Here is a 21,708-nt window from a genome sequence, read left to right on the forward strand (position 1 = left end):
GATGTCACCTTCCCGTGGTGCCCGACGACCGGGCGAACGTGGTCATGTCTGCGCCGTTGTCGTAGGCGTGCATCCAGGTCTGCGCCCACGTGGGCAGCGGCTGATCGGCCGGATTGTGGTACGGCGTCTGCGAAAGCGCCAGCCGCCACACCATTTTCGCCAGGTCGGCGGTCGGTACCGGCTGGAAGATCGTGGGCGCTCCCCCGCGGTCGCGTCGGCTGCGCACGAGGGGGAGCCGGTGTTTGAGCTCACCGGTCAGAAAGTCGCCGGACAGCAACTCGCGGGTGGAGACGGCGCGATCCTCGATCGGGACGACCTCGTCGAACACCGTCGCGATCGCGTCGGCTATGGCGGCGACATGGCTGAACGTCCGCTTGATGTGCTTGACGCGCGACCACGGGTGGGGGTTGACGTGATTGCACAGGATCAGCCCCGAACTGCGGTGCTCGATCTCCTCGACGAAGTGCCACATCATCAGCGAGGCGACCCGGACATCGCCGCCGCCGAACAGCGGATCACGGTGGTCGAGAATCACTTTGAACAGCGGGGTGAACGTGGCTTCCAGGTTGGCGATGTAGGCGAGGTGGAAGGCGACCGGCTCATCCCTCAGCAGCTTGTCGTAGGCCGCGCAGGCGTCGGCGTAGCACTGCTCGAGGTCGGGGTAGCGGTCGATCAGCGCGAGCATGTGCTTGCGATGCGCGGCCGCATGCTGGGCTTCCTGCTTGAGGAACCCCTCGGCTTCCTCCGCGACGCGGGGGCTTTCGGCCAACCGGTCCGCGGCCATCCGCACCGCGCTGACGATGTAGCGCTCGAAGGGCACCGCGATGAACGTGAACGTGTTGCAGAACAATCCGAAATTCGGGTTGGCCGGCTGCCACATGAACGGCACTGAGGCGTCGAACTCCCATCCGATCTTGCGGACGATGAGGTCGGTCACCGTTGCTCTCCTCCGCACCGGACGCGACATCGCTAGAGTCCGGTGACTCGCCCGTTAATAGGGCGCTCGGGCTTGATGTAGCGTAAGTGTGACATTTGAACCCACAGATGTAAAGGTTGGTCATGGCCCGTACCGAGGATGCCGAGCAGTCGCGGCGGCGCATCCTCGCGGCCACTTTCGTCGTGCTGGCCCGGGACGGTCGGCGAAAGTTGCAGCTGTCCGATGTCGCCGCCGAAGCAGGCGTCTCGCGCCCGACGCTGTACCGCCACTTCGGTTCGAAGGAGGGGTTGCTCGAGGCGTTCGGCCTCTACGAGCAGGACAACTTCGACGCGGGGATCGCGAGCGCGATGACGGGCCTCGTGGGTCCCGACCGCCTCGACGCGGCGTTGCGCTTCATCGTCGAGTTCCAGAGCACCTACTCACTCGGATCGCTGGCCGATGTGGAACCCGAACACGTACTTGCGCAGATGAGGCGGGTGTTGCCGATCATGCACGAGCGGATCGCGCGGATCATCCCCGGCGACAACAAGGACGTCGCCGCGGCGGCCGTGGTTCGCATCGCGGTGTGCCACTACCTGCTCGGAGGAGGCAGCGCCGAAAGCTTCCTCGCCGAACTGCGCCACGCCGCCGGCCTCGACGCCGTGCGCAACGGCCGTTCGGCGCCGCTCAGTCGGCGTCCAGCCAGTCGATGATCGTTGCCGCGATCAGCTCGGGCTGTTCGAGGTGCAGGAAGTGCCCCACGCCGTCGATGACTTCGTACGACGACCCCGCGGTCGGCAGGTACTCGTCCAGGCCACCGAGCAGCTCAGCGCCTATCGCGCCGTCGTTCCGTCCGTGCAGGTAGAGCGTCGGGACCGGGGGCGGCACCATCGTCGCCGCGGTCTCCTCTACGGCTTCGGGGTCGCCGAACTCGGGATTGAAGGATGCACGGTACGGACCGACGACGTCGGCGATGTTCTCCGCGGTGAGATGCCTGCGCAGTTCGGCGATGTCCTCGGCGCAGTCGTATCCCGGTGACCAGTCCGACCACAGAGACTCCCAGAACCCGGGCGCGAGCAGCGTCGCCTCGGCCAATCCGACCTGCTGGATGAACCAGATGTAGAACGACCGTTTGAGTTGGGGGTAGGTGAACAGGCCGGTCGCCAGGGCCCCGATCGGCGGTACGGCGAGCGCCACGTAGCGCGCGAACATTGGGGACGGGTCCGCGACCACGCCGTAGCCGGCCTGCGCACCCCAGTCGTGACCGATCAGCACCGCGCGGTCGTCGGCCCCGCTCGCCTGGACGACCTGTCGCACATGACGTACATAGGTGCCCACGCTGACCCGGCGCCCGATCGGCGCGTCGTATCCGGGGAGCCACGGTGCGACGACGCGATAACCGTGGCCGACCAGACGGGGCCCGAGGTGGCGCCATGTGAACGGGGTGTCGGGGAAACCGTGAACCAGGACCGCGAGCGGCCGGTCGTAGTCGTCGATGTCGCCGAAGGTGACGACTTGCGGTCGGGTCACTTCGCGAGCGTATTACATACGAACCACCGGATGTAACAGGTTGTTTCTTTACATCGCAGCGCCCGCGTGTAAGCCTTCTTGCATGGCGGGCATCGCTCTGGTCAGACGCGACCTGGAGGCCACCCGCGCGAGGCTGCGGGACTGGTTCGCCAGTCGGCACGCCGACGAGGTGGTGGTATCCGAACTGCGGCCGGCAAACCGGGCCTCGGGTTGGTCGAGCGAAACTCTGGTGTTCGACGTCGAGATCGGCGGACGGCCCAGCGAGCACGTCATCCGGATACCGCCGGCGGGCGGCGGGATCTTTCCCGACTACGACCTGGACGCGCAGTCGGCGACGCAGGAGCTTCTCCACGAGCACGGTGTCGCGACACCGTCACCGATCGTCTACGAGCCCGACGCGTCGTGGATCGGTTCGAAATTCCTTGTAATGCCCCGGATCGTCGGCCACACACCGTCGGACACCAGCTATGCGACGCGGGGTTGGCTGCACGGCTCCGGCGTGAGCGTGCAACGCCGAGTGCACGACTCGTTCCTGGAGACGTTGGCGCGCCTGCATCGGGTGCCGCCCGAGCAGGCCCCGTGGCTGGCCCGACCCGAGGGAGTCGGCGTCAGCGCCGAGCTCGAGTGGTGGCGCGAGTACGTCAGGTGGGGCACTGATGACCAGATTCCCGACGTCATCGCCGAGGCGTTCGACTGGCTGACCCACCGCACGCCGTCTGCCACAACAGATTTGAGCATCTGCTGGGGTGATGCGCGGTTGTCCAACGCCATCTTCGACGATTCCGGAGAACTCGTCGGCGCGTTGGACTGGGAGCAGGCCTGCATCTGCCCGGCCGAAGCCGATATCGCGTGGTGGCTGGCCACCCGCAAGCAGATGCTCGAGGTCAACGGATTGGACCTCGACCCCGAACTCGAAGGCTTCGACAGCCGCGCTTCGGTTATCGGACGCTACGAGGAGATGCTCGGAAGGCCACTGCGCGATCTCGACTGGTACGAGATATTCGCGATGGTCCGCATGGGCTGTTGCATCCTGCGGACGCAGGTGCTGTTGCGCGCGACCGGACAGTCGGAGCACTTCCTCACCCGGGCGCCGATCCTGCCCGCATGGACGGTGGCGACGATTCGCGCCTAGCTGCCGGTGCGGCGGGCGTAGGCGCGCAGGGCGAACGGCGCGAAGACCGCCGTCAGCAGCAGAGACCAGAGGATGGTGGCCAGCACCGGATGGTGCAGCGGCAGCTGCGCACTGTCGGGCGCGGGTCCGCCGTTGCCCCATAGTTCGCGCATCGCCTGAGCCAGCGACGACACCGGGTTCCACTCGGCGATGACCCGCAGCCAGTGAGGCATCGGCTCCGTCGGGACAAATGTGTTGGCCAGGAACGTGATCGGGAACAAGACGGTGAACATCACCCCATTGACGGCCTCGACCGTGCGCAGCAGCGACCCGATCAAGATGCCGAACCAGATCATGCCGAAACCGAAGACCAGGACCAGGGCGAAGGCCAGCACCGCCTCGGCGACGCTGCCGCGGATGCGCCACCCGATCGCCAGGCCCGTGAGGGCCATCACCACCACACCCAGCGACGAGTGGATCAAGCTGGCGATGCTGCGCCCGATGAGCACCGACGACCGGGAGATCGGCAGCGACCGGAACCGGTCGATGATGCCCTTCTCGACATCGGCGGTGATGCCGGATGCCACGACGAACGCCGAGAACACGATGGTCTGCGCCTGGATGCCGGGCAGCAGGAACTCGCGGTAGTTGGTCCCGCCCGGGTTGGGTATCGACGCTCCGAACACGAACGCGAACAGCAGGACGAACATGATGGGCTGCGCGGTGACGTCGCTCAACATCTCGGGCATGCGTTTGGTGTGGATCATGTTGCGCTTGACCATGATCCAGGACTGCTGGGCGATGTTCGGGGTCCGCAGCGCGACCCGTCGTCTCTGGGTCCGCGGTGGTGGCGCGACCGTCGTGATGTCCTCGGTGGTCATGTACCGTCCTCCTCTTCGCTGCGGTGACCGGTCAGCGAGAGGAAGACGTCGTCGAGGCTGGGTCGCGACAACCCGATGTCGTTATCCCGCAGCATGCCCGCGACGCGGATCATGTCGTCGAGGCCCTCGGCGGCCGCGGTCAATTCGCGTGCGCCTGCGTTGACGAACACTTCGCTACCGTCCGCGGCGAGCAGCGCCTCGGCCGCGGAGAGGTCCTCGGCGTTCGTCACGGTGACGACCAGGCTGGCGTTGCCTGCCTGCTGTTTGAGCGCAAGCGGCGAACCCTCGGCGATGATGCGCCCCTTGTCGATCACCAGGATGTTGTCGGCGAGCTGATCGGCCTCTTCGAGGTACTGCGTAGTCAGCAGCAGCGTGGTGCCCTGCTCGACGAGACCTCTTAGCGCGTCCCATAATTCGCTGCGGCTGCGAGGATCCAGGCCGGTGGTCGGCTCGTCGAGGAACAACACCGGCGGCGAGGCGAGCAGGCTCACCGCGAGATCGAGCCGGCGACGCATGCCGCCCGAGTACGACTTCACCACGCGATCGGCGGCGTCAGCGATCGAAAACTGTTCCAGCAGTTGATCACCCAGCCTGGTGAGGTCCTTTTTGCGGATGCCGTAGAGCCCGCCGATCATCCGGATGTTCTCGCGGCCGGTGAGCAGCTCGTCGAGGGTGGCGACCTGCCCGGTCAGGCCCATGTTGCGGCGCACCTGATTGGGTTCGCGGATGACGTCGTAGCCGGCGACGCGGGCGGTGCCGCTGGTCGGTGCGGTCAACGTCGTCATCATCCGCACGGTGGTGGTCTTGCCGGCGCCGTTGGGGCCCAGCAGCCCGAGCACCGTACCGGGGGGAACGGTGAAGCTGACACCGTCGACGGCCGGTTCGCCGTCGCCGAAGCGCTTCACAAGATCGATTGCCTCGATGGCGGGAGCGGAAGGCATGACACCGAACGTATCGCCATTCACGGACAGCTCATTACGTGGCGAGCGACCGCAAAATGCAGGCGCTACGCGGCGTGTCGGGGTGCAAACACGGTCACTCGCGCACCTGGGGGACTAGGTGACGAGCGAGACGGAGTTGCTGCGGCGCAGCTTGCCCGACGGCGTCTTCGGGATGGTGCCGGGTCCGAGCACGACGACGTTGCGCGGACGCACGTCGACCTCGCCGACGACCTCATGGGCGACCTGCTGCTCGATCCGGCGCACCTCGACGGGATCCTGCCAGGCGTTGGACTCCACGGCGACGGCGAACGTCTCGCGCGAGTGGCCCGCGTCGAGGCGCACGGCGACGGCGCATCCCGGTCGGACCCCCTCGACACGGCATGCGGCGCGCTCGATGTCGGTCGGATAGATGTTGCGGCCGGCCATGATGATGACGTCCTTGACTCGGCCGCACACGACGATGTTGCCTTCGTCGGTGATGTAGCCGAGGTCGCCGGTGTCGTACCAGCCGTGCTCGTCCTGCGCCGGGATGAATCCGCCCATGGTGATGTAGCCGGGGGTCAGGGATTCACCGCGAAGCTCGATGACGCCGACGCCGCGCGGCGGCATCACGTTGCCCTGCTCGTCGATGACGCGGGCCTCGAGGTCGCGCAGCAGCGGTCCCAGCGAGGCCAGCCGGCGGGTGTTGCCCTTGGTCGCGGGCACGGCGCGGCGCAGCGCGGCCAGCAGATCGGCGTCGACCTCGTCGACCACCAGACCTGCGCCGCACGGAGAGAACGACACCGCGAGCGTGGTCTCGGCCATGCCGTAGGCGGGCAGGATGGCGTCGGGCTTCAGGCCGAACGGCTTGCCGGCGTCCAGCAGGTCCTCGACGTCGGCGGGCTCGACGGGCTCGGCGCCCGACAGCGCGAACCGCAGCGTGGACAGGTCGAACTCACCCGGCTTGGCCTGGCGGCGCAACCGCTTGGCGAACAACGCATACGCAAAGTTCGGCGCCGCGGTCATCGTGCCCTTGTACTTGTCGATGAGCTTGGCCCACAGCAGGGTGTCGCGCAGGAAGTCCAGCGGGGTGACCTTGACCAGTTCCGCGCCGAAGTACATCGGGATGGTCAGGAAGCCGACCATGCCCATGTCGTGGAAGCACGGCAGCCAGCTGACCATGACGTCCTTCTCGACGTCGTACTCGGCGCCGATGAACATCGCCTCGGCGTTGGAGTAGATGTTGCGGTGCGTGATCTGGACCGCCTTGGGCGAGCCCGTGGAGCCGGAGGTCAGCTGCATCAGCGCGAGATCGTCCTCGCCGACGTCGATCGGGTCGATCGGTTCGGAGGCCATCAGGTCCGACACGGTGAGCACAGTGATGCCCTGCTCCTGCAGCACCGGGATGGCGACCATGAACGGTTCGGAGACGATGACGGCCTTGGCCTCGATCATCCGCACGACGTTCATCGTGTCCTCGGCCCAGACCGCGAGGTCGGTGCGCGGGGTGGGCTGGTGCAGCATGGTCAGGCTGGCGCCGCGCATCCACAGACCCTGAGCGGTCGGGGCGATCTCCACGGGGAAGCCGGCCAGCACGCCGACCGCGTCGCCGAGGCCGATACCGGCCTTTTCGAGACCACCGGCGACGCAGCGGGCGCGCTCGTGCACCTCGCCCCAGGTGTGGCGGACGGGTTCGTACGGTTCACCGGTGACCATGCCCGTCGTCACGGTGCGGGCGTTGCGGTACATCTTCTCGGTGAATCGGCTCACGACACCCTCCTCGGTTCCTGGAGCCGCTGCGCCTGCGGCATGGGGCTCAGCGCAAAAATCCTCGTCATATGCTCCGCCCGATCAGAGACGCGGCCGCGAAGGCGCGCATACGAGTCGGGAGCGGTTTCGTCTCGAATTGGTGATGCACCGAGCCTTCGCCATATCCGACGAGGCGCCCACCGAGGTCTCCGGCGGGAAAGAAAGTCGTGTCCGATGCATGACAGCTAATCTTCACCATCGGTCATCTTATGCAACTCTTAAGTAGCCACCAAACTCTCGCGATTATTGAGGTCTGGGTCACACCCTCTCGTGACCAAACTGTTCCCCGGCGACACGAGGTCACGCCGACGTCGACGGCGTCGGCACCACCCGCGCGCCCTGAATGGGGCCGCTGGCCACTCGCACGGTCCGACACACTCCCGCGCCCGCCAATTGCGCGCCGACGTCGACCGCTTGGCCCGCCGAGGCGCACAGAAAAGCGCACGTCGGCCCCGACCCGGACACGATGCCTGCCAAGGCTCCGGCCTCGGTGCCCGCGCGCAGTGTGCGGCGCAACCCCGGATCGAGGCTCAGCGCGGCGGGCTGCAGGTCGTTGCCGAGCAGCGGGGCGAGTTGAGCCGGATCGCCGGAGGCCAGCGCGGCCAGCACCGGTTCGGCGTCCTCGAGCCGCGGCGGTGGCTCGCGATCCGGCCCCGCCGAGTCGCGCAGCCGGTCGATCTCGGCGAACACCGCCGGGGTCGACAACCCGCCGTCGGCAAAGGCCAGCACCCAGTGAAATGTCGTGCGCGCCAGCACCGTCGCCAGCTCCTCACCGCGCCCGGTGCCCAACGCTGTCCCTCCGTGCAGAGCGAACGGCACGTCGCTGCCCAGTCGGGCAGCCAGCGCATGCAGATCGCGCCGCGGCACCCCCAACTCCCACAGCGTGTTCATCGCGACCAGTACCGCCGCCGCATCAGCGCTGCCGCCGGCCATACCACCGGCGACGGGGATGGATTTGTCGATCGAGATCGCCACATCCGGTGCCCGCCCCACGTGTTCGGCCATCAACTCCGCCGCCTGCCACGCGAGGTTGCGCTCGTCGGCTGGCAGCGATTCGGCCCCTTCACCGGACACTTCCAGCGTCAGCATGTCGGCGTTGCTGACGGTGATCTCGTCGAGCAGCGAGACGGCGTGGAACACGGTGGTGAGCTCGTGGTAGCCGTCGTCGCGGCGGTCACCCACCTCCAGATAGAGGTTGACCTTGCCAGGCACTCGCACGGTGACCGACCCCGTCGGCACCCACTCGGAGGCGGTGTTCCCGTTCCAGCCCGGCACGGCACGACACTATCGAAAGGAGTCGCCGGCCAGTCGTCCTGTCGGCGGGTCGGCGCCGTCGGCGGCACTAGTGTGAGCTCGTGCTGTCCGCCGGTGACCGGTTCGACGACTACGTGGTCGACGAGGTCCTCGGCCACGGCGGATCGGCCACGGTCTACCGGGTACACCCCGCGCACAACCCGCGGCGGGTGGCCGCGTTGAAGGTCCTCGACGAACACGCTCGCGATCGAGCGCACGTGGCCCGGCTGCGGCGTGAGTTCGAATTCGCCAACCGGCTCGACCACCCCCACATCGTCACCGTGTACGAGCGGGGCCCGGGATGGCTGACGATGCAGTACGTCGCGGGCGGCGGAGTGCAGAACCTGCCGACGATGCCCGAGCGCCTCGGCGCCCTCGGCCAGATCGCCGACGCGCTGGACTACATGCACAACCGCGCGATCGTGCACTGCGACGTCAAACCCGCCAACATCCTGGTCGAGCCCGAGCGCCCGCACGCCGTGCTGATCGACTTCGGGGTGGCGGTCGAGATCACCGACGGCATCGGCCGCCGCCCGACACAGGTGGAGGCCTCGCTGCCGTACTCGGCACCGGAGCTGATCGCGGGTCGGGCGCCGACAGAAGCCGCCGACGAATACGCGCTGGCCTGCACGGCGGTCGAACTGATCACCGGGTCACCGCCGTTTCGGGAGGAGTCCCGAGTCGGGCTGGTCGAGGCGCACCTGCATCGCCCGCCACCACGATTCTCAGCTGAATTCGACTGGCTGCCACGCACCTTCGACTCGATCGTGGCCAAAGCCCTGGCGAAGGCACCAGCCGACCGCTACCGGTCCTGCCGGGAGTTCGTCGCGCTGATCACCCGTGCCGTCAGCGGACGCTGATCGAACCCTTGGTTTCCCGAACCACCGGCTTGTCGACCTCTTCTGACCGTTGCAGCAGCCGGACGAAGTCGGCGATCGACAGGGTCTCCCCGCGGCGTGAGGGATCGATGCTGGCGGCGAGCAACCTGCGCGCCGACTCGTTACCCGAACCCGCCCATTCGGCGAACGCGTTGCGCGCCGTCTTGCGCCGTTGGGCGAACCCGATGTCGATCAGCTCGAACACCTGCTCACGGAAGCTCTCGTCGGTCGGCCACGGCGACGTCTCGTAGCGCTCGATGCCGACCAGGCCCGAGTACACCCGGGGGATCGGCCAGAACACCGTCGGCGACACCATGCCGTGCCGCCGGACCTTGCCGAAGAAGCGCACCTTGGCACTCGGCACGCCGTAATCCTTGCCGCCCGGTTCGGCCGCGAGCCGCTCGGCCACCTCGGCCTGCACCATCACCATCACGGTGCGGATCGAGGGGAATTCCGCCATCAGATGAAGCAGCGCCGGCACGGCGATGTTGTACGGCAGGTTGGCGACCAGGGCCGTGGGCTCCTCGTCGAGTTCCTCGCGCCGCAATCCGAGGATGTCGCGGTTGAGCACGGTGAGCCGGTTGATCTCGCTGTGCGAATGCTCGGCGATGGTGGTCGGCAGTTGCCGGGCCAGCACCGGGTCGATCTCGACGGCGGTCACCCGCGCGCCGCGGTCGAGCAACGCCAGCGTCAGCGAGCCCAGACCGGGCCCGACCTCGAGAACATGGTCGTGCTTGTGGACACCGGACGCCGAAACGATTCGCCGTACGGTGTTGGCGTCATGGACGAAGTTCTGGCCAAACGATTTGCGCGGCCGAAAGTCGATCGCCTTCGCCAGTTGTCGTATCTCGGTCCGCCCGAGTAGTCGAATGGTCAGCGCGCACCAATCCTCCCGCTACAAGTCGGCCACGCGCCCCACCCTTGTCGCGCCCGAGTGACTTCAGCAATCGCGATTTGTTCTTCTCTTGTCGCCAAATCGGCTCTCGCAGCATAGCGCAGACCGCCGTTGCGCTCCCATGTGTTTTGGTCGAATTGAACGCCGCCGTAATATCCGTTGCCGGTGTTGATCGCCCAATTACCTCCGGCTTCGCACCGGGCAAGGGCGTCCCAGGTCGATCCGTTGGACACCGGCGGCACCTCGGTACCGGGTTTGGTTCCCACCCGCACGACCCCTTCACGGGCCGGCGTTACAACGACATTGGCTACTGGCAACCTGCCGGTCTCCACACCGTTGAGTTTCGCCACGGCAAAGATCACGTCCTGTGTGCCCGGCATCCCCGGGTCTTCGACGACCTCGCGGCTCTGGTTCAGCGTCGGGTCCTCGATGCGCTTGAGTACGGGCGGCAGCGGCACACGCTCGGCGATCTTGTCGATCCTGTTACGCGTCACCTGCACGTGCATGCCGTCGGTGACGGGGGCCGATGCGGCCGGAACCACGGCGTCACGCTGCTCGAGCGGGGCGCCCGCCTCGGCGAGCAGACCCGCGACGTTGGGGGCGGCCAGGGTGACGCTGCGCGTCGTTCCGCCGTCGTCGATGTGCACGGTCTTGGGACTGACCACAGGCAGCGACATTCCTGCCAGCGGAACTCGGCTGGCGCGCGACGCGGCCGCGGGCGCCTTGTCGGTCATCTCCAGCTGGGCGAGAGCCTCGTCGACCGTCGACGCGGTCGTCCACACCTGCTTGCTGTCCTCGCCGTCCAGCGAGAGCTGAAGCGGACGGCTGCGGCGCAGCACGATGGTGTCGGCCTGGTTCACGGGCTGATCGGCGGCCGGGAACAGGTCGTCGCGGTCGCCGACGTCGAACCCGTTCTCCTCGACCACGTCGATCACGCGCGACTTCATGGTCGCCACCGTCGTCGACGACCCGTCGACGGTCAGCGTGACGGTCTTGTGCGCAGCTATCGCGTAACCGCCCGCGAAGGTGAGTGCGAGCAACGTCGCACCGACCAGCAGACGAAGTAGCGGTGAACGCGCCTCGTGGAGCTTTGTGAAAGTGTTCAAAACGTCGTATATCCCCGACTATCGGACGGAGCTCCGCGCCCTCGCGGTGCTTCGCTTTCGGTCACAGCACGGTAACGGAGAGGCCTCGAGTCAGCAACTCGCGAGGCCGTACGCGCGTTCGGCTGCGGTGGTGGTTTCGCGTGCGACGGCCTCCGCCGGCTTACCGACGATCTCCGCCACCGCCCGCACAGTGTAGGGAAGGCAGTACGGCTCGTTGGGCGCGCCGCGGTACGGGTGGGGCGTAAGGAACGGCGCGTCGGTCTCGACCAGCATTTGCCCGGGCGGGATCAGTTGTGCGGCTTCGCGCAGGGCTATGGCGTTCTTGAAGCTGACGGTGCCCGACAGGCTCAGTAGCCAGCCCTGGTCGATGCACCGACGCGCCATCTCCGGTCCCGAGGAAAAGCAGTGGAAGATCACGGTGTCGGGGGCGCCTTCGGCGGCCAGCACGTCGAGCACCTGGTCGTCGGCCTCGCGGTTGTGGATCATCAGCGGCTTACCGGTCCGCTTGGCCAGGTCGATGTGCCAGGCGAAAGCGTCCCGCTGGCTGTCCGGTTCCGCACAGCCTTCCAGCTTGCCCGGCCAGTACAGGTCGAGGCCGGTCTCGCCGATCGCGACGACGCGGGGGTGCCCGGCCAGCCGCTCCACGACGGCCTTTGCGTCGTCGGTCAGGGCGTTGGCCCGCGTTGGATGCAGGGCGACGGCGGCGTAGACCCGATCGTCGGCGTCGGCGGCCTCGGTGGCCCAGCGCGCGGAGTCGAGGTCGTCGGCGATGGTGACGACCGCCCGGACGCCGACCGCTGCCGCGCGGTCGACGATCGCGGTGACGTCGGCCGCGTCCGACGCACCGCATGCGTCGAGATGGGTGTGCGCGTCGATCAGCGGGCTCAGCGGATCCGGGGCGGGGGGCCGTTCCCTTCTGCCTGAGCGCTTCACGTTCACCGCCACACCATAAGCTGAGTTGAAATGACTACTGCTGTCCCCGGGGCGCAAGCGCCAAGCCCAGGCGCGCCCTTCTACATCACCACCGCGATCGCCTACCCCAACGGCGATCCGCACGTCGGCCACGCCTACGAGTACATCGCCACCGACGCCATCGCCCGGTTCAAGCGGCTGGACGGATACGACGTGCGATACCTGACCGGTACCGACGTGCACGGGCTGAAGATGGCCGAGGCGGCGAGAACGCTGGGCATCCCCACCGCCGACCTGGCGCGGCAGAACTCCGATGTGTTCGAGCGCCTGCAGGAGAAGTTGAACATCTCCTTCGACCGGTTCATCCGCACCTCGGACGCCGACCACTTCGAGGCCTCGAAGGAGATCTGGCGCCGGATGAACGACGCCGGTGACATCTACCTCGACTCCTACAAGGGTTGGTACTCGGTACGCGACGAACGGTTCTTCACAGACGCCGAGACCAACGTCGCCGCCGACGGCGTGCGGGTCGCTGTGGAGACCGGCGCGCCCGTGACGTGGACCGAAGAGCAGACGTACTTTTTCCGGCTGTCGGCCTACACGGACCGCTTGCTGGAGCACTACCGGGCGCACCCGGAGTTCATCGAGCCCGAAGTGCGGCGCAACGAGGTCGTCAGCTTCGTTTCCGGCGGGCTCAGAGACCTGTCGATCTCGCGCACCACCTTCGACTGGGGCGTGCCGGTGCCCGACCATCCAGACCACGTCATGTACGTGTGGGTGGACGCGTTGACCAACTACCTGACCGGTGTCGGCTTCCCCGACACATCGTCGGAAGCGTTCAAACGGTACTGGCCGGCCGATCTGCACATGATCGGCAAGGACATCATCCGCTTCCACACCGTCTACTGGCCTGCGTTCCTGATGTCGGCGCGAATCGAGTTGCCGCGCAGGGTTTTCGCGCACGGTTTCGTGCTCAACCGCGGCGAGAAGATGAGCAAGTCGGTGGGCAACATCATCGACCCGGTGAACCTCGTCGACACGTTCGGACTCGACCAGGTGCGCTATTTCTTCCTCCGTGAGGTGCCGTTCGGTCAGGACGGCAGCTACAGCGAGGACGCGATCATCGGCCGCATCAACGCCGACCTGGCCAACGAGTTGGGCAACCTGGCGCAGCGCTCGCTGTCGATGGTGGCCAGGAACCTCGACGGGATCGTCCCCGAGCCAGGGGACCTCACCGCCGACGACGCGGCGCTGCTCGAATCGGCCGACGCGCTGACCGACCGGGTGCGTGGCCATTACGACGCCGTCGCGATGCACCTGGCACTCGAGGCGATCTGGTCGGTCCTCGGCGCGGCGAACAGGTACTTCTCGGCCCAGGAACCGTGGGTGCTGCGCAAGTCCGAGGCGGCGCAGGATCAGCGTCGGTTCGGCACAGTGCTATACACGACGCTCGAGGTCGTGCGGATCGCCGCGCTGCTGACGCAGCCCGTGATGCCCGACTCGTCGGCCAAGCTGCTCGATCTGCTCGGGCAGAACCCCGACGAACGAACCTTCGCCGCTATCAGCACCCGGCTGAAGCCAGGCACCGCCCTACCGGCCCCGACCGGTGTGTTCCCCCGCTACCAGGCTGAGTGATTCGAAAAGTGAACGGACTACACGAGAAACTGCACGACCTCTACGAAGAGGTCGCCAAACGCAACGCAGGCGAGACCGAATTCCATCAATCCGTCTATGAGGTCCTCAACAGCCTCGGACCGGTGGTGGAGAAGCACCCCGAATACGTCGACTCCGAGGTCATCCGGCGGCTGTGCGAACCCGAACGCCAGATCATCTTCCGGGTGCCCTGGGTGGACGACCGCGGCACCGTGCAGATCAACCGCGGCTTTCGCGTCGAGTTCAACTCCGCGCTGGGGCCGTTCAAGGGCGGCCTGCGGTTCCATCCGTCGGTCTACCTCGGAATCGTCAAATTCCTGGGCTTCGAACAGATTTTCAAGAACTCGCTGACCGGCATGCCGATCGGCGGCGGCAAGGGCGGCGCCGACTTCGACCCCAAGGGCCGCTCCGACAGCGAGATCATGCGGTTCTGTCAGTCGTTCATGACCGAGTTGTACCGCCACCTCGGTGAGTACACCGACGTACCCGCCGGTGACGCCGGCGTGGGCACGCGCGAAATCGGTTACCTGTTCGGGCAATACAAGCGGATCACCAACCGCTACGAGTCGGGCACCCTCACGGGCAAGGGACTGACGTGGGGTGGATCCCAAGTCCGCACCGAGGCCACGGGGTACGGGACGGTCTTCTTCGTCAACGAGATCCTCAAGGCCAACAACGACACGTTCGAGGGCAAGCGCGCCGTGGTGTCCGGTTCGGGCAATGTGGCGATCTATGCGATCGAGAAGATCCAGGAACTGGGCGGCACCGTGGTCGCGTGTTCGGATTCGAGCGGCTACGTCGTCGACGAGAAGGGCATCGACCTCGACATTCTCAAGGAGATCAAGGAGGTGCGCCGCGGCCGGATCGCCGACTACGTCGAGATGCGGGGCGGCACAGCGGAGTTCGTCGCCGACCGCAACGTGTGGGATGTTCCGTGTGAGATCGCGATGCCGTGCGCCACGCAGAACGAGATCAACGGCGACGAAGCGCTGGCACTGATCGAGAACGGGTGCCGCGTCGTCGCCGAAGGCGCGAACATGCCGTGCTCGCCAACCGCGCTCAAGCACTTCGCCAACGCGGGTGTGACGTTCGCACCGGGCAAGGCGGCCAACGCCGGTGGCGTCGCCACCAGTGCGTTAGAGATGCAACAGAACGCCTCGCGGGACTCGTGGACGTTCGTCGAAACCGAACAGCGCCTAGAGCAGATCATGCGCCGAATCCACAACCGCTGCCTGGTCACAGCCGAGGAGTACGGCCAGCCCGGCAACTACGTAGCCGGCGCGAACATCGCGGGGTTCATCCGGGTCGCAGACGCGATGCTGGCACTGGGTCTGGTCTGACAACGTATGTGACGCGCGTCACAAACTGTCACGCCCCGCGCTTCGCCGGTGTCTAGAGGGCATGACTGATTTCATCGCACGCACAGACAAAATCCATTCCTCCGCCCACACCCGCGTCGTCGTCCTCGGCGGCGGCTACTCCGGAATCCTGGCGGCCAACCACCTGCGGACGCGCGACGACGTCGAAGTCACGGTGGTCAACCCCAGGCCGAAGTTCGTCGAACGGATTCGGCTCCACCAGCTCGTCGCCGCCGGTTACGACGCCGGAGTCGACTACGGCACGCTGCTCGGCGAAGGCATCCGGCTCGTCGTCGACACCGCGACGCGCATCGACACCGCCGCGCGCACCGTGCGCCTGGCGTCCGGGCGCGAGCTCGACTACGACTACGTCATCTACGCCGTCGGCAGCACCGGCACGGTGCCGCAAACCATCCCCGGTGCGGCCGAGTTCGCTTACCCGATAGCAGAATTCGAGCAGGCGCAGCGGCTGCGTGCCGCGCTGGAGCAGTTGCATCCCACAGCACCGGTCACCGTCGTGGGGGCAGGCCTGACGGGCATCGAGACCGCTTCAGAACTCGCCGAGCAGGGCCGCAACGTGACGCTGGTCTGCGGCGGGCGCCTGGGACCGTCGCTGTCCGAACCTGGCCGACGCTCCACCGCCAAGGCGCTTGCCAAGCTCGGCGTGACGGTCATGGAGGCCGACGTGGTCACCGAGGTACGTGCTGACGCGGTGGTTTTCGCCGACGGAGCGGTGCGACCGAGCGCAATCACCGTCTGGACCGCCGGGTTCGGTGTTCCTGAACTGGCGACAGCGAGCGGACTGCGTACCGACGAGATCGGTCGCCTCATTACCGACGAGAGCCTGACGAGCGTGGACGACGCGCGTATCGTCGCGGCCGGTGACTGTGCGGCTCCGTCAGATCAGCCGCTGCGGATGTGCTGTGCCACGGCAACGCAACTCGCTCCGCAGGCGGCGAACACCGTGCTGAGCCGCATCGCGGGGACCACGCCCGCCGCATTCGAGTACGCGTACGCCGGGTCCTGCATCAGCCTGGGGCGCCGCACCGCGACGCTGCAGTTCACCCGCAAGGACGACACCACGGTGGACGTCTACCTCGCGGGGCGGGCCGTCGCCAGGTTCAAAGAGGCGGTCTGCAAGGGCACCATATGGGCGATGCGCCGCTCGGCCCGCAAGCCGGCCTGGACGTTCTGGCTCAAGGGCGGCCCCCGTCCCCAGCAGCCGGCTCCCGTTGCGAAGGTGGTCACGAAGAGGTGACCACCACACCGGGAGACCATGCCGAGCGGTTCACCGTTCTGCGGCCGCTGTTGTTCACGATCGCCTACGAGATCCTGGGCAGCACAACCGAATCCGACGATGTGCTGCAGGACAGCTATCTCCGCTGGGCCGACGTCGATCTGAGCACCGTGCGCGACACGAAGTCGTATCTGGCGCAGTTGGTGACCCGCGAGGCGCTCAACGCGCTGCGCACCAGGTCGCGTCGTCGCGAGGAGTACGTCGGTCCGTGGCTACCGGAGCCGCTGCTACTCGAGTCACGCGACGCGTCCTCTGATGTCGTGTTGGCCGAATCGGTCTCGATGGCGATGCTGGTGCTGCTCGAGACGCTGACCCCCGACGAGCGCGCGGTGTTCGTGCTGCGTGAGGTGTTCGGTTTCGAGTACGACGAGATCGCGGGGGCGGTGGGCAGATCCGCGTCGGCCGTGCGCCAGATGGCGCACCGCGCCCGTGAACACGTCCACGCGCGGCGCAACCGCTTCGGCCCGGTGGACCAGCAGCGAACCGAACAGATCACCGAACAGTTCCTGGCCGCGGCGGCCACCGGTGACATCGAGGGACTGATGTCGCTGTTGTCGCCCGGCGTCACCTGGACCGCGGACCACGGCGGCAAGGCCACCGCCATCCGCAGGCCCGTCGTCGGCGCCCGCCGGGTGGCCGCGCTCATGGCGCGGCTGTTCGAGGTGGCCAAGGAGACACCGGAGATCCGTTTCGAGACGGCCGTCTACAACAGTGCGCCCGCCGTCGTCGTCTACACCGGCGACCACCTCGAGGGATTGTTCGTGTTCGAGGTGATCGAGGACAAGATCACGAACCTGTACGCGATGCGCAACCCGGACAAGCTGGTGGGCATCACGACCCCCCGCAGCATCAGCCGGCAGTGACCTGTGCCACATTCGCCTTCGAGATGTCACACTGCGGAGATGCCCGGTGTCTCGAGGTCAGACCGGCTCTGAGCCGAACCGCCACCCCCGGCGGATCACGGCAGGCCGGATGACCCGAGGAGATCAACATGACCGAACACAACAGCAGAGTCGCTGCCGCCGTAGTTGTAATCGGTGGCGGCTACGCCGGCGTGATGGCCGCCAATCGGCTCGCCCCGCACGCCCGCGTAACGCTGGTGAACCCGCGCGCCGAATTCGTCGAGCGGATCCGCCTGCACCAGTTGGTCACCGGCAACGACGACGCCGTCGCCGACTACTCGGCCGTGCTGTCGCCCGCCGTGCGGATCGTGGTCGACGGAGCCCACCGGATCGACACGGCCGCCCGCACCGTCACGCTGAACTCGGGCGGGTCGTTGCCGTACGACTATCTGGTGTACGCCGTCGGCAGCACGGGCACCATTCCGGCGGCGGTACCGGGAGCCGCCGAATTCGCCTACCCGATCAGTGAATTGGAGCAGGCGCAGCGGCTGACAGCGCGGATGGCCGATGTTCCGCAGTCGGCGCCAGTTGTCGTGGTCGGCGGCGGGTTGACCGGGATCGAGACCGCGGCCGAGCTGGCCGAGGCCGGACGCCCCGTCACGCTGGTGACCGACGTGCTTGGGCCTTCATTGGCGGCCAGCGGACGCCGATCGGTGGCCAAGCGATTGGCCAAGTTGGACGTCGTCGTCGTCGAGGGCAGCGCCGTCGCGGAGGTCAAGGCCGACCGGGTGGTGGTGGCCGACGGGCGCGAGGTGCCGAGCGCGGTGACGGTGTGGACCGCCGGATTCGGCGTGCCGGGTCTGGCCGCCGCCAGCGGCCTGGCCACCGACGAGCTCGGTCGGCTCCTCACCGACGAAACACTGACCAGCGTCGACGACGTGCGCATCGTGGGTGCCGGGGATGCGGCGTCACCGTCGGACGTGCCGTGGCGCATGAGCTGCCAGGCCGCCCTCCCGCTCGGCGCGCAAGCCGCGAACACGGTGCTGGCGCGGCTCGCCGGACAGGACCCGGCTGCGGTGAACCACGCGATGGCCGGGCAGTGCATCAGCCTGGGCCGCAAGGCAGGCACGTTCCAGTTCGCCGACGTCGACGACACCCCACGTCGCTGGTACATCGGTGGCCGCACCGGTGCCCTGGTCAAAGAGCAGGTGTGCCGCTTGACGCTGAAGTGGATCCGCGGCGAGGCCGACAAGCCGGGCTCCTACACCTGGAAGACGAACCCGCATCGCGAGCACGTGGTGGTGTCGGCACAGAGCGAAAAGCCGGCGATCCGATGAGCGACACGGGTGACGAACACGCCGAACGGTTCACGGTGCTGCGCCCGCTACTGTTCACGATCGCTTACGAGATCACCGGCAGCGCAACCGAAGCCGACGACGTGCTGCAGGAGAGTTACCTGCGCTGGGCCGAGGTGGACCTCGCCAAGGTGCACGACACCAAGGCCTACCTCGCCCAGCTCGTCACCCGCCAGTCACTCAACGCGCTGCGGGCACAGTCGCGGCGGCGCGAGGAGTACGTCGGCCCGTGGCTGCCCGAACCGCTGCTGCTCGACGCACATGACCCGTCGTCGGATGTCGTTCTCGCCGAGTCGGTCTCGATGGCGATGCTGGTCGTATTGGAGACCCTGAGCCCGGACGAGCGCGCGGTGTTCGTGTTGCGCGAGGTGTTCGGTTTCGGACATGACGAGATCGCCGAGGCTGTCGGCAAGTCGGCTGCCGCCGTGCGGCAGATGGCGCACCGGGCCCGCGAACACGTGCAGTCGCGGCGGAAGCGGTTCGAGCCCGTCGATCCCAAGGTGTCCATGGAGATCACGGAGCGGTTCTTCGCGGCCGCGTCCTCCGGTGATGTCGATGCGCTGCTCGAGATGCTGACCGATGACGTCCAGTGGACCGCCGACTCCGCAGGCAAGGTCAGCGCGGCGAGGCGACCGGTGGTCGGCGCCGACAAGGTCGCCAAGGTCCTCATCGGGCTGGTGCGGGTCGCCGGCGAGGCCGGCCGGGTGGAAGCGGCGATGTACAACAATGCGCCCGCGCTCAAGCTCTACCTGGGCGACCACTTCGAGGGGCTCATAAACTTCGAGATCACCGACGGCCGGATCTCGCACTTCTACGTGATGCGCAACCCCGACAAGTTGACCGGGGTGGAGATCCCGCGGGAAGTCACGCGGAGCATCTGACAAGCTGAGCCGGTGCGGATCGACCTGCTCGGCGACCTCGGCAGTGCCCAAGCGGTTCTGCGCGCCGTCGGATATGCCGCGGCCGATCACGGGCTGGCGCCGCCTGCCGCCGTGATCGGCGAGTGGTTCGGTTCGGGCGCGGTCATCGCGCCGACGCTCGATGTCGCGCCGGTCGACGCGTCGCGTGTCTTCGACGTTCCCTGCGCATCGGGCCATGGGGAGGCGGTCGGGGGCGGCTGGTTCGGCTTTCTGTCGTATCCGGATGCGGCGGCCGACGGTTTCGGCCCACGGATCCCCGAGGCCGCTGGCGGCTGGTCCGACTGCGTGCTGCGCCAGGGCGGTGATGGGCAGTGGTGGTTCGAAAGCCTTTCTGACGCAATGCTTCCGGACTGGGTGGCCGAGGCGCTGCGGGTGCCGGTCGAGCCGCGGCCGGCGCACGTCGACTGGGGTGAAGCCGATCGCGGTGCGCACCGCCGGGGGATGCTGGACTGCCTCGACGCGATCGCCGCCGGGGAGGTCTACCAGGCGTGCGTATGCACGCAGTTCCGCGGCCGAGTCGAGGGCTCACCACTCGACTTCTTCGCCGACGCCGTGCACCGCACGTCACCCGCGCGTGCCGCGTACATCGCGGGGAGCTGGGGGGCGGTGGCGTCGTTGTCGCCGGAGCTGTTCCTGCGCAGGCGCGGTGAGCACATCGCATCGAGCCCGATCAAGGGCACACTGCCGCGTTCGGCCGATCCGGACGCGCTGCGCTCCTCGGTCAAGGATGTCGCCGAGAACATCATGATCGTCGACCTCGTGCGCAACGACCTGGGCCGCGTCGCCGATGTCGGCAGCGTCAACGTGCCCGAACTGTTGGTGGTGGAGCCGGCGCCCGGCGTGTGGCATCTGGTGTCGACGGTGTCCGCACGCGTGCCGGTCGACGTGCCGATGTCGACGGTGCTCGAGGCGACGTTCCCACCGGCGTCGGTGACCGGGACACCGAAGGCGCGGGCACGTCAGCTGCTCGAGGAGTGGGAACCGGTCAGGCGGGGAATCTATTGCGGCACAGTCGGGCTGGCGTCTCCGGTGGCGGGGTGCGAACTCAACGTGGCGATCCGGACGGTGGAGTTCGACGCGTCGGGGAATGCCGTGCTGGGTGTCGGCGGCGGTATCACCGCGGACTCGGATCCGGACCGCGAGTGGGAGGAGTGCCTGCACAAGGCGGCACCGATCATCACCTCAGGTACGCGACCGCAGTACCGCGTCGTAGAGCTCACGCCGTGACGGCGAGCCCGGGTTCGCCGCGACCACGTCGGCGCAGGCGTCCTTGACCCGTGCGCCGTCGTCGACCAACTTGCGGACCGCGGCCACCAGGCTCTCGAGGTCCGCTTTCGGGACGGCGCCGGCCAGCACGACGGTGATCTCGCCGAGCACCCCGTCGAGGGCCCAGTCGGCGAGCTCGTCCAGCCGGCCCCGGACGATCTCCTCGTGCGTCTTTGTCAGCTCCCGGCACACCACCGCGCGCCGGTCCGGCCCGAGCACCTCGACCGCGTCGGCGAGCGTGCCGGCCAGCCGGCGGGGCGACTCGAAGAACACACAGGTGCGCTGCTCGGTGGCCAACGTCGTCAGCCACGTCTTGCGGGCGGTCTGCTTGCGGGGCGCGAACCCCTCGAAGCAGAACCTCTCGGCCGGTAGCCCCGAGACCGCCAGCGCCGTCGTCACCGCCGATGGGCCCGGCAGGCACGTGACCGGGAGCCCTGCCTCGATGCACGCCGTCACCAGGCGATAGCCGGGGTCGCTGATCAACGGCATCCCGGCGTCGCTGACCATCAGCACCGTCGCGCCCGCCCGGATCCCGTCCAGCAGGCCCGCGATCCGCGACGCCTCGTTCTGGTCGTAGAGGCTGACCACCTTCGCGGTCAGCTTCACCTCCAGCGACTGGGCCAGCGTGCGGACCCGGCGGGTGTCCTCGGCTGCGATGACGTCGGCGCTGCCCAGCGCGCCGACCAGCCGCGCCGAGGCGTCGGAGGGCTGGCCCAGCGGCGTGGCGCCGATGAGCAGTCGTCCGGGGCTCATGCCGACAGCCTAC

Annotated in this window: 20 protein-coding genes; 10 read left to right on the top strand and 10 right to left on the bottom strand. The window is 67.6% G+C overall.

Going from position 1 to position 21,708, the window contains the following annotated elements; translation table 11 throughout:
* Positions 1-4: 4 nt before the first annotated feature.
* Positions 5-937, bottom strand: coding sequence for a metal-dependent hydrolase (locus tag AAHH99_RS05505; protein ID WP_418767763.1), 933 nt, complete (start codon positions 935-937; stop codon positions 5-7).
* 122 nt (positions 938-1,059) lie between these two features.
* Here AAHH99_RS05505 and AAHH99_RS05510 point away from each other — a divergent pair, with 122 nt between their 5' ends.
* On the top strand, positions 1,060-1,629 hold the full coding sequence (locus AAHH99_RS05510; protein ID WP_418767764.1) for a TetR/AcrR family transcriptional regulator: 570 nt from the start codon (positions 1,060-1,062) through the stop codon (positions 1,627-1,629).
* On the opposite strand, the gene AAHH99_RS05515 is transcribed toward AAHH99_RS05510, so the two are convergent.
* The gene (locus tag AAHH99_RS05515) at positions 1,604-2,446 is read right to left on the bottom strand and encodes an alpha/beta fold hydrolase (RefSeq protein ID WP_418767765.1); all 843 of its coding nucleotides are present in this window, start codon (positions 2,444-2,446) and stop codon (positions 1,604-1,606) included. The two genes, AAHH99_RS05510 and AAHH99_RS05515, sit on opposite strands and share 26 nt — an antisense overlap.
* Positions 2,447-2,528: 82 nt before the next feature.
* On the opposite strand from AAHH99_RS05515, the gene AAHH99_RS05520 reads away from it, so the two are divergent.
* Positions 2,529-3,578: a phosphotransferase family protein gene (locus tag AAHH99_RS05520; RefSeq protein ID WP_418767766.1), complete on the top strand. Its 1,050-nt coding sequence runs from the start codon at positions 2,529-2,531 to the stop codon at positions 3,576-3,578.
* Here AAHH99_RS05520 and AAHH99_RS05525 read toward each other — a convergent pair.
* The 4 genes from AAHH99_RS05525 to AAHH99_RS05540 all read right to left on the bottom strand — a co-directional run bounded on the left by AAHH99_RS05525 (position 3,575) and on the right by AAHH99_RS05540 (position 8,442).
* On the bottom strand, positions 3,575-4,438 hold the full coding sequence (locus AAHH99_RS05525) for an ABC transporter permease (protein WP_418767767.1): 864 nt from the start codon (positions 4,436-4,438) through the stop codon (positions 3,575-3,577). The two genes, AAHH99_RS05520 and AAHH99_RS05525, sit on opposite strands and share 4 nt — an antisense overlap.
* Positions 4,435-5,379, bottom strand: a complete 945-nt coding sequence (locus AAHH99_RS05530; RefSeq protein ID WP_418767768.1) for an ATP-binding cassette domain-containing protein — start codon at positions 5,377-5,379, stop codon at positions 4,435-4,437. Before AAHH99_RS05530 ends, AAHH99_RS05525 begins: the two co-directional genes overlap by 4 nt.
* 114 nt (positions 5,380-5,493) lie before the next feature.
* Entirely contained in the window at positions 5,494-7,128 is a 1,635-nt protein-coding gene (locus tag AAHH99_RS05535; protein WP_418767769.1) for a fatty acyl-AMP ligase, read from the bottom strand.
* A gap of 339 nt (positions 7,129-7,467) precedes the next feature.
* The gene (locus AAHH99_RS05540; protein WP_418767770.1) at positions 7,468-8,442 is read right to left on the bottom strand and encodes a 4-(cytidine 5'-diphospho)-2-C-methyl-D-erythritol kinase; all 975 of its coding nucleotides are present in this window, start codon (positions 8,440-8,442) and stop codon (positions 7,468-7,470) included.
* 80 nt (positions 8,443-8,522) lie between these two features.
* Between AAHH99_RS05540 and AAHH99_RS05545 the strand changes: the two genes are divergently transcribed.
* A complete protein-coding gene (locus tag AAHH99_RS05545; protein WP_418767771.1) occupies positions 8,523-9,320 on the top strand; it encodes a serine/threonine-protein kinase in 798 nt (265 codons plus the stop codon).
* On the opposite strand, the gene rsmA is transcribed toward AAHH99_RS05545, so the two are convergent.
* From rsmA to AAHH99_RS05560, 3 genes are all read right to left on the bottom strand, one after another.
* Positions 9,307-10,215 (bottom strand): 16S rRNA (adenine(1518)-N(6)/adenine(1519)-N(6))-dimethyltransferase RsmA, encoded by a 909-nt coding sequence (rsmA, locus tag AAHH99_RS05550; protein WP_094293049.1) that lies wholly within the window; start codon positions 10,213-10,215, stop codon positions 9,307-9,309. The two genes, AAHH99_RS05545 and rsmA, sit on opposite strands and share 14 nt — an antisense overlap.
* The gene (locus tag AAHH99_RS05555) at positions 10,212-11,339 is read right to left on the bottom strand and encodes a transglycosylase family protein (protein WP_418767772.1); all 1,128 of its coding nucleotides are present in this window, start codon (positions 11,337-11,339) and stop codon (positions 10,212-10,214) included. Before AAHH99_RS05555 ends, rsmA begins: the two co-directional genes overlap by 4 nt.
* Positions 11,340-11,429: 90 nt before the next feature.
* A complete protein-coding gene (locus tag AAHH99_RS05560) occupies positions 11,430-12,278 on the bottom strand; it encodes a TatD family hydrolase (RefSeq protein WP_418767773.1) in 849 nt (282 codons plus the stop codon).
* Between the two features lie 24 nt (positions 12,279-12,302).
* Between AAHH99_RS05560 and metG the strand changes: the two genes are divergently transcribed.
* The 7 genes from metG (at position 12,303) to AAHH99_RS05595 (ending at position 20,903) form a co-directional block, all read left to right on the top strand.
* On the top strand, positions 12,303-13,886 hold the full coding sequence (gene metG / locus AAHH99_RS05565; RefSeq protein WP_418767774.1) for a methionine--tRNA ligase: 1,584 nt from the start codon (positions 12,303-12,305) through the stop codon (positions 13,884-13,886).
* Between the two features lie 8 nt (positions 13,887-13,894).
* Complete coding sequence (gene gdhA, locus AAHH99_RS05570; protein ID WP_418767775.1) at positions 13,895-15,244, top strand: NADP-specific glutamate dehydrogenase; 1,350 nt, start codon at positions 13,895-13,897, stop codon at positions 15,242-15,244.
* Between the two features lie 61 nt (positions 15,245-15,305).
* The gene (locus AAHH99_RS05575) at positions 15,306-16,520 is read left to right on the top strand and encodes an NAD(P)/FAD-dependent oxidoreductase (RefSeq protein WP_418767776.1); all 1,215 of its coding nucleotides are present in this window, start codon (positions 15,306-15,308) and stop codon (positions 16,518-16,520) included.
* Positions 16,517-17,422 carry an RNA polymerase sigma-70 factor gene (locus AAHH99_RS05580; protein WP_418767777.1) on the top strand — a complete coding sequence of 302 codons (906 nt, stop codon included), beginning with the start codon at positions 16,517-16,519 and terminating at the stop codon, positions 17,420-17,422. Before AAHH99_RS05575 ends, AAHH99_RS05580 begins: the two co-directional genes overlap by 4 nt.
* Positions 17,423-17,550: 128 nt before the next feature.
* Positions 17,551-18,738 carry an NAD(P)/FAD-dependent oxidoreductase gene (locus AAHH99_RS05585; protein WP_418767778.1) on the top strand — a complete coding sequence of 396 codons (1,188 nt, stop codon included), beginning with the start codon at positions 17,551-17,553 and terminating at the stop codon, positions 18,736-18,738.
* Positions 18,735-19,637 carry an RNA polymerase sigma-70 factor gene (locus AAHH99_RS05590; protein WP_418767779.1) on the top strand — a complete coding sequence of 301 codons (903 nt, stop codon included), beginning with the start codon at positions 18,735-18,737 and terminating at the stop codon, positions 19,635-19,637. The genes AAHH99_RS05585 and AAHH99_RS05590 overlap by 4 nt, the downstream gene beginning before the upstream one ends.
* Before the next feature lie 12 nt (positions 19,638-19,649).
* Entirely contained in the window at positions 19,650-20,903 is a 1,254-nt protein-coding gene (locus AAHH99_RS05595) for an aminodeoxychorismate synthase component I (protein ID WP_418767780.1), read from the top strand.
* Here AAHH99_RS05595 and rsmI read toward each other — a convergent pair.
* The gene (gene rsmI / locus AAHH99_RS05600) at positions 20,859-21,695 is read right to left on the bottom strand and encodes a 16S rRNA (cytidine(1402)-2'-O)-methyltransferase (protein WP_418767781.1); all 837 of its coding nucleotides are present in this window, start codon (positions 21,693-21,695) and stop codon (positions 20,859-20,861) included. The genes AAHH99_RS05595 and rsmI overlap by 45 nt on opposite strands.
* Positions 21,696-21,708: the final 13 nt, after the last annotated feature.

Source organism: Mycobacterium neumannii, from assembly GCF_048452905.1.
In the GTDB taxonomy this organism is placed as follows: domain Bacteria; phylum Actinomycetota; class Actinomycetes; order Mycobacteriales; family Mycobacteriaceae; genus Mycobacterium; species Mycobacterium neumannii_B.

Excerpts from the sequence above, each read along its gene's own strand:
- AAHH99_RS05510 (WP_418767764.1), top strand. The coding sequence starts at position 1,060 with ATGGCCCGTACCGAGGATGCCGAGCAGTCGCGGCGGCGCATCCTCGCG.
- AAHH99_RS05520 (WP_418767766.1), top strand. The coding sequence starts at position 2,529 with ATGGCGGGCATCGCTCTGGTCAGACGCGACCTGGAGGCCACCCGCGCG.
- AAHH99_RS05525 (WP_418767767.1), bottom strand. The coding sequence starts at position 4,438 with ATGACCACCGAGGACATCACGACGGTCGCGCCACCACCGCGGACCCAG.
- AAHH99_RS05530 (WP_418767768.1), bottom strand. The coding sequence starts at position 5,379 with ATGCCTTCCGCTCCCGCCATCGAGGCAATCGATCTTGTGAAGCGCTTC.
- metG (WP_418767774.1), top strand. The coding sequence starts at position 12,303 with ATGACTACTGCTGTCCCCGGGGCGCAAGCGCCAAGCCCAGGCGCGCCC.
- AAHH99_RS05575 (WP_418767776.1), top strand. The coding sequence starts at position 15,306 with ATGACTGATTTCATCGCACGCACAGACAAAATCCATTCCTCCGCCCAC.
- AAHH99_RS05585 (WP_418767778.1), top strand. The coding sequence starts at position 17,551 with ATGACCGAACACAACAGCAGAGTCGCTGCCGCCGTAGTTGTAATCGGT.
- AAHH99_RS05590 (WP_418767779.1), top strand. The coding sequence starts at position 18,735 with ATGAGCGACACGGGTGACGAACACGCCGAACGGTTCACGGTGCTGCGC.
- rsmI (WP_418767781.1), bottom strand. The coding sequence starts at position 21,695 with ATGAGCCCCGGACGACTGCTCATCGGCGCCACGCCGCTGGGCCAGCCC.